The organism is Pseudomonas sp. St386, from assembly GCF_018325865.1.
GTDB lineage: Bacteria > Pseudomonadota > Gammaproteobacteria > Pseudomonadales > Pseudomonadaceae > Aquipseudomonas > Aquipseudomonas brassicacearum.
In genome coordinates, this window is sequence record NZ_AP021900.1 from 1,345,008 (window position 1) to 1,357,621 (window position 12,614).

At 62.0% G+C, this 12,614-nt stretch carries 11 protein-coding genes; 5 read left to right on the top strand and 6 right to left on the bottom strand.

The genetic code is table 11. The annotated features are described in order from the left end of the window. Window positions 1-24: 24 nt before the first annotated feature. Together KI235_RS05820 and KI235_RS05825 are read left to right on the top strand one after the other, a co-directional pair. Window positions 25-846 carry an isocitrate lyase/phosphoenolpyruvate mutase family protein gene (locus tag KI235_RS05820; RefSeq protein WP_003198178.1) on the top strand — a complete coding sequence of 274 codons (822 nt, stop codon included), beginning with the start codon at window positions 25-27 and terminating at the stop codon, window positions 844-846. A gap of 16 nt (window positions 847-862) precedes the next feature. Further along, window positions 863-1,561: an extensin family protein gene (locus tag KI235_RS05825; RefSeq protein WP_003198180.1), complete on the top strand. Its 699-nt coding sequence runs from the start codon at window positions 863-865 to the stop codon at window positions 1,559-1,561. Between the two features lies 1 nt (window position 1,562). On the opposite strand, the gene KI235_RS05830 is transcribed toward KI235_RS05825, so the two are convergent. Beyond that, complete coding sequence (locus tag KI235_RS05830) at window positions 1,563-2,183, bottom strand: hypothetical protein (RefSeq protein WP_003198181.1); 621 nt, start codon at window positions 2,181-2,183, stop codon at window positions 1,563-1,565. Window positions 2,184-2,274: 91 nt separating this feature from the next. Between KI235_RS05830 and KI235_RS05835 the strand changes: the two genes are divergently transcribed. After that, the gene (locus KI235_RS05835; protein ID WP_212795588.1) at window positions 2,275-3,057 is read left to right on the top strand and encodes a class I SAM-dependent methyltransferase; all 783 of its coding nucleotides are present in this window, start codon (window positions 2,275-2,277) and stop codon (window positions 3,055-3,057) included. A gap of 229 nt (window positions 3,058-3,286) precedes the next feature. Here the strand turns inward: KI235_RS05835 and KI235_RS05840 are convergent, their stop codons facing one another. Continuing rightward, the gene (locus KI235_RS05840) at window positions 3,287-3,922 is read right to left on the bottom strand and encodes a TetR/AcrR family transcriptional regulator (protein WP_003198185.1); all 636 of its coding nucleotides are present in this window, start codon (window positions 3,920-3,922) and stop codon (window positions 3,287-3,289) included. Window positions 3,923-4,016: 94 nt separating this feature from the next. Here KI235_RS05840 and KI235_RS05845 point away from each other — a divergent pair, with 94 nt between their 5' ends. Beyond that, window positions 4,017-5,117 carry an efflux RND transporter periplasmic adaptor subunit gene (locus KI235_RS05845; protein WP_003198187.1) on the top strand — a complete coding sequence of 367 codons (1,101 nt, stop codon included), beginning with the start codon at window positions 4,017-4,019 and terminating at the stop codon, window positions 5,115-5,117. 6 nt (window positions 5,118-5,123) lie between these two features. Next, window positions 5,124-8,189: an efflux RND transporter permease subunit gene (locus KI235_RS05850; protein WP_003198188.1), complete on the top strand. Its 3,066-nt coding sequence runs from the start codon at window positions 5,124-5,126 to the stop codon at window positions 8,187-8,189. Between the two features lie 135 nt (window positions 8,190-8,324). On the opposite strand, the gene KI235_RS05855 is transcribed toward KI235_RS05850, so the two are convergent. The 4 genes from KI235_RS05855 to plsB all read right to left on the bottom strand — a co-directional run bounded on the left by KI235_RS05855 (window position 8,325) and on the right by plsB (window position 12,596). Further along, a complete protein-coding gene (locus KI235_RS05855) occupies window positions 8,325-9,014 on the bottom strand; it encodes a DUF4197 domain-containing protein (protein WP_003198190.1) in 690 nt (229 codons plus the stop codon). Window positions 9,015-9,047: 33 nt separating this feature from the next. Continuing rightward, a complete protein-coding gene (locus tag KI235_RS05860; protein ID WP_212795589.1) occupies window positions 9,048-9,443 on the bottom strand; it encodes a YbaY family lipoprotein in 396 nt (131 codons plus the stop codon). A 91-nt stretch (window positions 9,444-9,534) separates the two neighbouring features. Continuing rightward, window positions 9,535-9,909 carry a hypothetical protein gene (locus tag KI235_RS05865; RefSeq protein ID WP_013692378.1) on the bottom strand — a complete coding sequence of 125 codons (375 nt, stop codon included), beginning with the start codon at window positions 9,907-9,909 and terminating at the stop codon, window positions 9,535-9,537. A 188-nt stretch (window positions 9,910-10,097) separates the two neighbouring features. Beyond that, window positions 10,098-12,596, bottom strand: coding sequence for a glycerol-3-phosphate 1-O-acyltransferase PlsB (gene plsB, locus KI235_RS05870; protein ID WP_114731646.1), 2,499 nt, complete (start codon window positions 12,594-12,596; stop codon window positions 10,098-10,100). Between the last annotated feature and the right edge of the window lie 18 nt (window positions 12,597-12,614).

Sequence of the window (12,614 nt, forward strand, 5' to 3'; positions counted from 1 at the left end):
CTTCTCTGCTCAGGAGCGAACTACATGGATGCGCAAACTCGTCGAGCCCAGGCGTTCAAGGCCTTGCACGAACGTGAAGGGGCTTTTGTCATTCCCAACCCGTGGGATGCCGGTTCGGCCAAGATGCTGGCCAGCCTCGGCTTTGAAACCCTGGCGACCACCAGCGCCGGCCACGCCTTTTCCTTGGGCCGGCCCGATGGCGCGCTGGGCCTGGAGGACACGCTGGCCAATGTGCGGGCGATTGTGGCGGCCACCGACCTGCCCGTGGCTGTAGACCTGGAGAACGGTTTTGCCGATGCCCCCGACGATTGCGCGCGTAACCTGCTCCGTGCGGCGCAGGCCGGTGCGGTGGGTGGTTCGATCGAAGATGCCACGGGGCGCGAAGACAGCCCGATCTATTGCTTCGACCATGCCGTGGCGCGGGTCAAGGCCGCCGCCGACGCGGTGCGCAGCCTGCCGTATCCCTTCCTGCTGACGGCCCGGGCGGAGAACTTCCTGCACGGCAATCCGGACCTGGACGACACCATTCGCCGCTTGAAGGCTTTCGCAGACGCAGGTGCCGACGTGTTGTACGCCCCGGGGCTGAGCAGCGCCGAGCAAGTGCTTGCCGTGGTGCGGGCCGTGGCGCCGAAACCGGTGAATGTGCTGATGTCCGGGGCGCTGGACCTGACCGTCGCGCAGTTGAGCGAGTTGGGCGTCAAGCGCATCAGCGTCGGATCGGCGTTGGCCCTGGCCGCGCTTGGCGAGTTCTTCCGCGCCGCCGAGGAAATCCAGCAGCAGGGCACGTTCACCTTCACGCGCCGCTCGATGCCGTTCAAGCAGGCCAACCAATTATTCAAGGGTTGATGCCCGAGGCAACATCGTGCGGTTTTTGAAAGTTCTTGCGGTCGTGGCACTGCTCGTTGGCGTCGCAGTGCTGGGGGTATGGCGCGGCTGGGTGGCGGTGCCGCCCCAATGGAATCCCTGGGCGCCCCTGGACGTCAACCTTGCGCCGAACCTGCTGACCCGTTTCAAGCTCATGGCCCTGCGCAACGACCCACAGCTGTGCGACCAGGCCCTCGCCACGTCGGGGCTGCGCACCGCTCGCCAGGCTGACAGCGGCGCCAATACCGATTGCCCGCTGACCAACGTGCTGAGGGTGCAGGGCGGTGAGGTAGCGCTGAGCAGCAGTTTCCTCGCCAGTTGCCCGCTGGCCGTGGCCTTCGCGCTGTTCGAGCGCCATGGGTTGCAGCCGGCGGCAGCGGCGGTCTATGGGCAGAAAGTGACGCGAGTCGATCACCTCGGCAGTTTCGCCTGTCGCAACATGTACGGTCGTGAGAACGGCTCGCGTAGCCAGCACGCCACTGCCAGTGCGCTGGACATCGCCGGGTTTCGCCTGGCCGATGGGCGCACGGTCAGCGTGCTCAAGGACTGGCCCAAGGACAATGCCGATGCGCGCTTTCTACGTCAGGCCCGCGACGGTGCCTGCGATATGTTCAGTGTGGTCTTGAGCCCGGATTACAACGCGGCGCACCGCAACCATTTTCATCTGGATGTGGGGCCTTGGTGGATCTGTCGCTGATTTAAGCGGCGATGCGCAGGTTCTGCAGCACGATCGGACGTGCCCAGCGGGTGTCGAAGTCCAGTTGTTTCTGCTGCGCCACCAATTCCTCTTCCGGGAAGGGCGGGAACGGCTTGTCCAGCAGGTCGAGTTCGAACTCGGCAATCGGCAGGTGCAGTGGGCGCGGTTGCGGTGCAGGGCCGGGCTCCGGCAGTGGTTGGCCGGCGGTGAGGACGAGTGGGCGAACCCAATTGCTTTCGAAGGTCTGCTGTTTTTGCTGGGCGGCGATTTCTTCCGCTGGGAAAGGCGGGAACGGCTTGTCCAGCAGGTCGAGTTCGAATTCAGCGATGGGCAGGAACAGCGGCTCAGGCGGCTTGACCGGTGTTTCGGTCACTTCGCAGGTGCGCTGGCTGACGATGTGCTCCAGCAGTTCGGCGCCGAGGGTCGGTTCAACCGCTTCATCGAGGGCCACTGGCTGGTAGCTGCCAGGTGCCGGTGCGTTATCACCCAGTTGATCGGCCAGGGCCCGGGCAAAAAAATCCTGCCACAGGTGACTGACGCCGCTCAGCGCTTGGGTGTTACGCAGGCTGTAATCGCCGTAAGGGGAGATAACGCCTATCGATGTGGATTGAATGTCTGACATTTTTCTCGGTCGACGCTCAGCTCTGGCAAAATGCCGTTCACCGTTGTTATCGGCCGTTTTTGCCGATCCTTAATTTTTTGAGCATGTTTCCATGAGTGAGCAACCCGCGGCCTGCCGCATCCATGTCGAGGCCCTGGCCCCGGCCTTCCAATCGCAGGCCGAGCACTGGGCCGAGCGGCTTGGCCTGCCTTTGCAAGTGGACGATGGCGAGTTTGCCTTGCAGATCGGCGAGCAGGGATTGCAGTTGCAGCAACTGGGCCCGGACGCGCCAGGACCGGTGCGGGTGGACTTTGTCGAGGGCGGAGCAGCCCATCGGCGTTTGTACGGTGGCGGCAGCGGCCAGATGATCGCCAAGGCGGTCGGTATCGCCCAAGGTGTGCGTCCGCGGGTGCTGGATGCCACGGCCGGGTTGGGCAAGGATGCGTTTGTGCTGGCCAGCCTGGGCTGCGAAATGAGCCTGATCGAGCGTCAACCGTTGATTGGGGCCCTGCTGGAGGATGGCCTGGCCCGCGCGGCGGAGGATTTCGACGTGGCGCCGATCGTGGCGCGCATGCGTTTGCTCAAGGGCAATTCCATCGAAGTGATGCGCGACTGGGAAGGCGAACCGCCCCAGGTGATCTACCTGGACCCGATGTTTCCCCACCGGGAGAAAACCGCCCTGGTGAAGAAGGAAATGCGCCTGTTCCGCCCTCTGGTGGGCGATGACCCGGACGCCCCGGCGCTGCTCGCTGCGGCCCTGGCCCTGGCGTCCCACCGGGTAGTGGTCAAGCGCCCACGCAAGGCTCCGTGCATCGAAGGGCCGAAGCCGAGTCATGGGCTCGATGGCAAATCCAGTCGCTACGATATCTACCCGAAGAAAGCGCTCAAGCCCTGATCTGTGGGAAAAGGTGTTCTGTCGGAGAAGAATGATCTGTGGGAGCAAAGCTTGCTCGCGATGAACGATGACGCGGTGTTCTGAGAGATCGCAGCGCCGCCATCGCGAGCAAGCTTTGCTCCCACAGGTCAACCTCTGTCGGGGAAAGCTTTGCTCCCACAGGTCAACCTCTGTCAGGGAAAGCTTTGCTCCCGCAGGTCCACCTCAGTCAGAGAAACCGGTGGCAGGCCTAAGGCCGATAAGCCCGCATAAACAACTCCACCACTTCCTGCACATGGGCCTCGGCCGCTTCAGGCTCCAGTGGCGCGCCGCAGCCATACAACAGGCGGAAGTTCGCTGCGCCCTTGATCAGGCAGAAGAAATGCTCGGCGGCGTTGCGCGGTTTGTCGATGCTCAGGGCGCCGTGCTGGTTGACCTTGGTCAGCAGGCGTTCCATGCCTGAGAGTATCCGTTGCGGGCCGGCTTCGAAGAAAATCGACGACAGCTTCGGGTCCTGGCTACCCAAGGCCATGATCAACCGATGCAGATTCAGCGATTCGTCGCTGTTGATCAGTTGGTTGAAACCGCGAGCGATGTTCAACAACACATTTTCGATCGGAACGCCGTCAGGCCATTCAAAAAAAAGCGTCGGTACCTGTTCCTCACACTTGGCGATCACGGCGGAGGAAAATAGCGTCTCCTTGTCCTTGAAATGGCTGTAGACCGTAAGTTTCGACACGCCCGCCTCAGTGGCGACGGCGTCCATACTGGTGCTGGCATAACCCAGATGCATGAACAGTTTCTTCGCCGCGTCGAGAATGGCCTGGCGCTTGGCCAAGTCCTTGGGACGGCCGGGGCCGGAAGGGATTGGAGGATTGTTCGACATTTCTTCGCTTTAATACTGGACTGGTGAGTTTGCTATTAATAACATACTCGCCAGTATAATTATTCCAAGCACCATTAGCGAAAGGTCACTCGCCATGTTCCGCTATGCCTTGCCCCTCGCCGTGCCAGTCACCCTGGCTTTTTTATTGTCTGCGTGCGGTCATGACGAGCCGGTCCCGGTCGCCGTGCGCCCGGCCCTGGTGGTGAAACCACAACCTTCAACCCAGGCGATGGACAGTTACCCCGGTGAAGTGCGAGCACGGTTCGAGCCCGACCTGGCCTTTCGCATTGGCGGCAAGGTGAGCCGACGACTGGTCGAAGAGGGCCAGCGGGTCAAGGCCAATCAACCACTGGCCGAACTCGATCCCGAAGATGTGCGCCTGCAACTGGAGGCCTCCCGTGCCCAGGTCGCTGCCGCCGAGGCTAACCTGAATCTGGTGCGCGCCGAGCGTGACCGCTACAAAACCTTGATGGAACGGCAGATGGTCAGCCGCTCCCAGTACGACAATGCCGAAAACCTTTACCGCTCCGGCACCGCGCGGCTCAAGCAGATCAAGGCCGAGTTCGACGTCGCCAACAACCAGGCCAGCTATTCGGTGCTGCGTGCGCCCCAGGATGGCGTGGTTGCGCGGCGTTCGGTGGAGGTCGGGCAGGTGGTGGCGGCCGGTCAAACGGTGTTCACCCTGGCGACCGACGGCGAGCGTGAAGTGCTGATCAGCCTGCCGGAACAGGGTTTTGGCCGGTTCAAGATCGGCCAGCCGGTTTCGGTCGAACTGTGGAGCCAGCCCGACCAGCGTTTCAGCGGACGTATTCGCGAGCTCTCGCCGGCCGCCGACCCCAAGTCCCGTACCTTCGCCGCCCGTGTGGCCTTCACCGCTGGCAGTGTCCCGGCCGAGCTGGGCCAGAGCGCCCGGGTGTTTATCCAGACTGCCGACAAGGTGCCGCTGTCGGTGCCCTTGTCGGCCCTGACGGCTGAAAATGGCGCGACGTACGTTTGGGTGGTCAACGCCAACAACACCCTGAAAAAAGTCCCGGTGCGGGTCGGCGCCTTCGGCGAAAAGACCGTTCCGGTGCTTGAAGGCCTCAACCCAGATGACTGGGTGGTGGCGGCCGGCGTGCATGTGCTCCTCGACGGCCAGCAGGTGCGGCCGGTGGATCGCTCCAACCGCGTGGTCAACCTGACGGCCAAGGAGTAATCCCCGATGGGTTTCAATCTTTCCGAATGGGCGCTGCGCAACCGCCAGATTGTACTGTTCCTGATGCTGTTGCTGGCGATCGTTGGCGCGCTTTCCTACACCAAGCTCGGCCAGAGCGAAGACCCACCGTTCACCTTCAAGGCCATGGTCATCCGCACCAACTGGCCGGGCGCCACGGCCGAGGAAGTCTCGCGTCAGGTCACTGAGCGCATTGAAAAGAAGCTGATGGAAACCGGCGATTACGAACGGATCGTCTCGTTCTCCCGTCCGGGCGAGTCCCAGGTGACCTTCGTGGCCCGCGACTCCCTGCATTCGGTGCAGATTCCCGAGCTGTGGTACCAGATACGCAAGAAGATCAGTGACATCCGCCACACCTTGCCGCCGGGTATCCAAGGGCCATTTTTCAACGATGAATTCGGCACCACCTTCGGCAACATCTATGCGCTGACCGGTGACGGCTTCGACTACGCCGTGCTCAAGGACTACGCCGATCGCGTCCAGATCCAGCTGCAACGGGTCAAGGACGTGGGCAAGGTCGAGCTGCTCGGTTTGCAGGACGAGAAGATCTGGATCGAGCTGTCGAACGTCAAGCTGGCGACCCTCGGCCTGCCCTTGGCGGCGGTCCAGCAGGCTCTGGAAGAGCAGAACGCCGTATCGACCGCCGGCTTCTTCGAAACCGGCAGCGAGCGATTGCAGCTACGGGTTTCCGGGAATTTTCAGTCCGTGGAAGAGATCCGCAACTTCCCGATCCGGGTTGCCGATCGTACGTTCCGCATCAGCGATCTGGCCGATGTGCGCCGGGGGTTCAACGATCCACCGGCGCCACGCATGCGTTTCATGGGCGAAGACGCCATTGGCCTGGCCGTGGCCATGAAGGAAGGTGGTGACATCCTGGTGTTGGGCAAGGCCCTCGAGGTCGATTTTGCCCGGATCCAGAACACGCTCCCGGCCGGCATGCAATTGCGCAAGGTGTCGGACCAACCGGCGGCGGTGAAGACCGGGGTTGGTGAGTTCGTCCAGGTGCTGGTGGAAGCTCTGACGATTGTGTTGCTGGTGAGCTTCTTCTCCTTGGGGCTGCGCACTGGGATGGTGGTGGCCCTGGCGATCCCGCTGGTGCTGGCAATGACGTTTGCCGCGATGTATTACCTGGGTATCGGCCTGCACAAGATTTCCCTCGGTGCGCTGGTATTGGCACTGGGGCTGCTGGTGGACGACGCGATCATCGCGGTGGAGATGATGGCGATCAAGATGGAGCAGGGCTTCGACCGGATCAAGGCCGCCAGTTTCGCGTGGACCAGCACGGCATTCCCGATGCTCACCGGTACGTTGATCACCGCGGCTGGCTTCCTGCCAATCGCCACTGCGCAATCGGGCACCGGCGAATACACCCGTTCGATTTTCCAGGTCGTGACCCTGGCGCTGCTGGCGTCCTGGGTGGCTGCCGTGGTGTTCGTGCCTTACCTGGGGGAAAAGCTCCTGCCGGACCTGGCGAAAATTCACGCGGCCAAACATGGCACGGCTGACGGCCAGACCGACCCGTACGGCACGCCGTTCTATAAGCGTGTCCGGCGGATGGTGGAGTGGTGCGTGCGTCGTCGCAAAACCGTCATCATCCTGACCGTGCTGTTGTTCGTCGGCTCGGTGGTGTTGTTCCGTTTCGTGCCGCAGCAGTTCTTCCCGGCATCGGGGCGGCTGGAACTGATGGTCGACCTGAAGCTGCAGGAAGGCGCCTCCCTGAGCAACACCGCCGAGCAGGTCAAGCGCCTTGAAGCGCTGCTCAAGGACCACGTGGGCATCGACAATTACGTGGCCTACGTCGGCACCGGTTCGCCGCGTTTCTACCTGCCGCTGGATCAACAATTGCCAGCGTCCAGCTTCGCCCAGTTCGTGGTGCTGGCCAAGACCATCGAAGACCGCGAGCCTTTGCGCAGTTGGTTGATCTCGACCCTGAACGAACAATTCCCGACCCTGCGCTCGCGGGTCACCCGTCTGGAAAACGGCCCTCCAGTCGGCTACCCGGTGCAGTTCCGCGTCACGGGCGAACACATCGAAAAGGTTCGCGCCCTGGCGCGCAAAGTGGCGGAGAAAGTTCGCGAAAACCCTTACGTGACCAATGTGCACCTGGACTGGGAAGAGCCGAGCAAGGTGGTGTACCTGAACGTCGACCAGGACCGCGCCCGAGCCCTGGGCGTGAGCACGGCCAACCTGGCGAGTTTCCTGCGCAGCTCCCTCACTGGCTCCAGCGTAAGTCAGTATCGGGAAGACAACGAGCTGATCGAAATCCTGCTGCGTGGCACGGTGCATGAGCGCACCGAACTGTCGTTGCTGCCGAGCCTGGCGGTGCCGACCGACAACGGCAAGAGCGTTGCCCTGTCGCAGATTGCGACCCTGGAATACGGCTTCGAAGAAGGCGTGATCTGGCACCGCAACCGCTTGCCGAGCGTGACCGTACGGGCCGATATCTACGGCAAGGAACAACCGGCGACCTTGGTGCAGCAGATCTTCCCGACCCTGGACCCGATTCGTGCAGAACTGCCGGACGGATACCTGCTGGAGGTGGGCGGTACGGTAGAGGATTCGGCCCGCGGCCAGAAATCGGTGAACGCCGGGGTGCCGTTGTTCATCGTGGTGGTGCTGACCTTGCTGATGCTGCAACTGCGCAGTTTCTCACGCACCGTCATGGTGTTTCTCACCGCACCGCTGGGGTTGATCGGTGTCACGCTGTTCCTGTTGATGTTCCGCCAGCCGTTTGGTTTCGTCGCCATGCTCGGCACGATCGCGCTGTCGGGGATGATCATGCGCAACTCGGTGATCCTGGTGGACCAGATCGAACAGGACATCAAGGCGGGGCTGTCGCCCTGGCAGGCGATCATCGAAGCGACGGTACGCCGCTTCCGCCCGATTGTGCTCACCGCACTGGCGGCGGTGCTGGCGATGATCCCGCTGTCACGCAGCCTGTTCTTCGGCCCGATGGCCGTGGCGATAATGGGCGGGTTGATTGTGGCGACGGCGTTGACGCTGTTGTTCCTGCCGGCGTTGTATGCGGCGTGGTTCAGGGTCAAGAAAACCTGAGGCGTTCAGAGGCCAGAACAGATCCAATGTGGGAGCGAGCTTGCTCGCGATAGCGGTGTAACAGTCAACCAAGATGTTGAAGCCAATACCGCCATCGCGAGCAAGCTCGCTCCCACAGTTGTTTCGGATTGAGACTCAGAGCGTACCGAAAACCTTCTTCGCCAAACTGGTCGCCGCAGCCGCCGGATTCTGGCGAATGGTGGCTTCCTGCTTGCCGATCATCTCGAACAACCCGTCCAGCGCCTGCTCGGTCACGTAGTTTTCGATGTTGGCGCTCTTGGCGTCCAGCACGCCGAAGGTCGCGGCCTGGCCGGCGAAGGCATTGTATTTCTGCGCCAGGCCGACCTTGTCGGTGGCTTGCTTGACGATGGGCAGGAACTTGGCGCGGATCTGCTCGCGGCTGCTCTTGTTCAGGTATTGCGTGGCGGAGTCTTGGCCGCCGCTGAGAATGCCCTTGGCATCGTCCACGCTCATGTTCTTCACGGCATTGACCAGGATCGGCTGGGCCTGGACCACCGCAGCTTCGGCGGCCTGGTTCATGCTGGTTTCCAGTTGATCGACCTGATCACCCATGCCGAAGGCTTTCATCTTGCTGGCGACTTTGCCGAGCTTGCCCGGCAGTTCGATCTTCACATCCGGGTTGTTGCTGAAGCCGCCGGGTGTGCCCAGTTGCTTGACCGCTACCTGCGCGCCTTGGGTCAAGGCGTCCTTGAGTCCGCCCGTGGCGTCTTTTTGCGACAGGTCGCCCAGGGACAGGGCCATGGCATTGGCGCAGATCAGCAGGCCTGCGCACAGGCTGGTGAAACGGAAGGTTGAAAGAAGCATGATGGCGTCCTTGATGAAAGTTTGAAAAAGGAATCAGCGTGCGGCGTTGACGCGGATCTTCAACGGCTGCGGATCCTTGCCATCGAGTTGCACGGCGTGTTGTTCAGTGGTGATGAACATCAACTGGCCGTCCACTTCGATGCGGGCACTCACGGCATAACGATGCCCGGGCTTGACCTGGGCCGGATCATAACTGAGGTGGAACGGCAGTGGGACCTGGCCTTTGATCGGGCCGCTCTGCTCATCGAGTACCACCGCAGGGGCGTCGGCCAGGGAAACGTCCTGCAGGCTCACGCTCAAGGTAGCGTTGGGCGGCAGGGCAATGCGCTGCAGATAGAAGACTTCGCCATCGAGGGACGCGGAGGGTGGGGGTGTCGATTGGCAAGCGGCCAGTAGCGCCATGGATGCAAGCAGAGCGAGTTTTTTCATTGGAAGCACCTGGCTCATTGACGCCAGCCACGCGGGCGTCAATGAGCATTTAGCGGATTTGCGTCCAAGCATCCATTCGTAACGTCGCGGTTCAGGAACCGAACGCGGGCGCTTGAACAGTTTCAGCCAGCGATGCTGGCGCCAGGCTCAGCAGGATGTCAACGTGTTGATTGCCGCCATCCCAGGTGAAGGCCTGTTCGGTTTCAAGAAAAAGCGCGGTGTCACCTTCGTACGCTTGTGCCTTGACCGAGAGTTCCTCCCCTACGGGCGTCGTCTTGGGGTCGAGGAGAAAGCGATATTGCCAAGGCTGCTGGGCCACTGGCTCCTTAGGCGCCATGTTGGAACCCTGGCCGCCGCTGGCGCTGATCTGAGCGCCGGCAGCATTTTGCACACTGACTTCGGTGCGAGCGGCTTCCGGGAGTTGAAAGCCTTCGGGCAGTTGCAGGGTTAACGTGATGATGTTCATGCTGAATTCCTTTTCAGTACGTCGACATTGACGTGAGCCCATCCTAAAGGCCTGCTCCAAAGTTCTCTGTAGGTCTTTTCTTGGTTTGACGTCGCCTTAGCCGCTGCGCAGCGTCGGAGTAAGCTGGTTGACTGTCCCATCAACTCACCGCAAGCGTTCCATGCTTCTCGGTGAGTGATCGACAACCTTCAACTGTCGGGGCTGATGGCGACCTCTGCGGCATCTTCACTGCGATGCAGCGCCACCTGGCGGATCGACAGGCGAATTTCCGCCGGCAGCACTCGCTTGGCCGCGCCTTCGGCCAGTTCGCCCAGCAGTTCGTGGTAGCTGAGTTTGCCGGCCTCGTCGCGGCGCAGTACTTCGAGGTCGAGCATGGTCTGGATGAAGTGGCGGAACAGGCTCTTGTCGAAGAACTCCGGCGCATTCAGGCCATGCAGGATCGACAGGCGCTGGGCCATGACGGTGCAGAGGTCTTCCAGTTCTTCGGCGCTGATGGTGTTCTGGCCGCTGTTGAGCAGCAGCGAAACGGTCATGTAGAAGCGCTGCAAGGTCTGGGCGATGCTTTTTGACAGCAGAGTCAGCAGCACGAAGTGCCGCGAACTCGGCGCCGGACGCAGGTACAGGTCATTTTCGAAACGCAGCAGGCCCTGTTCGACGAATGCTTCGAGCCACTGGTCGACCACGCCATCCAGTTCTTCCAGCGACCAGCGAATGAACAGCTCCGATTGCAGGTACGGGTACAACGCATGGGTGTAGCGCAGGATCTGCTCGCGGCTCATGCGCGAGCTGCTCTGGAAGAAGCTCGCCAGCAACGCCGGCAGGGCGAAGATGTGCAGGACGTTGTTGCGGTAGTAGGTCATCAGTACCGCGTTCTGCTCATCCAGGTACAGAATTTTGCCCAGGGCATCGCTCTGTTCCGACAGCAGGTCCATGCCTTTTACATGTTCGATCAGCGCCCGGCCATCGCCTTCGGGCAGGGTGGTGTGGGGCGAGTACGGGACCTTGCGCAGCAACGCCAGGTACAGGTCGAGCACCCGGGCCATGGCGCGGTCGTCCAGGGCCAGGCGGCTGGTGGACAACAGCGCCAGGGCGACGAGGTTGACCGGGTTGATCGCCGCGGCTTCGTTCAGGTGCCGGGCCACGCGCTCGCCGAGGCGGTTGGTGGTCGCGTTGAGCCAGGCCGGTTTGAATTGCGGGCCCAGTTCCTGTTGGCGCCAATCCGGTTGTTCGCCGTCGAGGAATTCCGCCAGCTTGATCGGTTCGCCGAAGTTCACCGCCACCTGGCCGAAGCGTTGCTTGAGGGCGCCGATGACCTTGAAGATGTCGAAGATCGATTCTTTTTTCTTGCTGGCCCCGCGCAGTTCGCCCAGGTAGGTGCGGCCTTCCAGTACGCGCTCATAACCGATGTAGACCGGCACGAACACGATGGGCATGCGCGACGAGCGCAGGAAGCTGCGCAGGGTGATGGCGAGCATGCCGGTCTTGGGTTGCAGCATGCGCCCGGTGCGCGAACGCCCGCCCTCGACGAAGTACTCCACCGGAAAACCTTTGGTGAACAGCGTGTGCAGGTATTCGTTGAACACGGCGGTGTAGAGCGGGTTGCCCTTGAAGGTGCGACGCATGAAGAACGCCCCGCCACGGCGCAGCAGGCCGCCGATCACCGGCATGTTGAGGTTGATGCCGGCGGCGATGTGCGGCGGCGTCAGGCCGTTGCGAAACAGCAGGTACGACAGCAGCAGGTAGTCGATGTGGCTGCGGTGGCACGGCACGTAGATGACTTCGTGGCCTTGGGCGACGTTCTGCACGCCTTCGATGTGGTTGACCTTGATGCCGTCGTAGATCTTGTTCCAGAACCAGCTCAGCACCACTTCCAGGAAACGGATCGCGGTGTAGGTGTAGTCCGAGGCGATCTCGTTGCCGTAGCGCAGGGCCTGGGCCTTGGCTTTTTCGGCGGAGATCTTTTCCCGCTCGGCTTCCTCGGCAATCGCCTGCTTGACCAGCGGCTGGTTCAACAGGCCCTTGACCAGGTTGCGTCGGTGGGAGATGTCGGGGCCGATGACCGCTGCTTTCAGATTGCGGAAATGCACCCGCAGGATCCGCTGGGCCATGCGTACAGTGCGTTCGTGGCCCTTGTCGTGTTCGATCAGTTCGCGCAGGTGGATCGGCGCGGAGAACTGCACGCGAGTCTTGCGCCCCAGAATCATGATGCTCAACAGGCGGCGCAGGCGTCCGGTGACGGCCCAACTGTCGGCGAACAACAGTTTCCAGGGACTGGATTCGCTGTCGGGCGACTGCCCCCAGAACACGCTGACCGGGATGATCTGGGCGTCTTCGGCGGCATTGTGGGTCAAGGCGTTGACCAGCCGAGTCAGGGTGGGCGGCGCACCGCGCTTGTCCTGGCGGCCGATCCAGTCCGGCGCTGGCGTCAGGTAGAAAAACGCTGCCGGTTCCAGCAGGTTGCCCACCGAGACCGGCAGCACCGGACGGGGCAGGCCGGCCTTGGTGCATTCGGTGTCGAGCACCGCCAGGTCAGTGAGCGAAGGATCTTGCAGGACGTAGAACACCGGACGACTGCGGTCGAGGTTGAGGGTGAAGGACGACTGGTTGATCGTCTCTGAGCGAACCCAGAGGTACAACAGTCGGCGCAGGGTGCCAAACACAAGACGGCGGAACGGGGAGCGGGTCATACGGCTTCTGCATGAGTG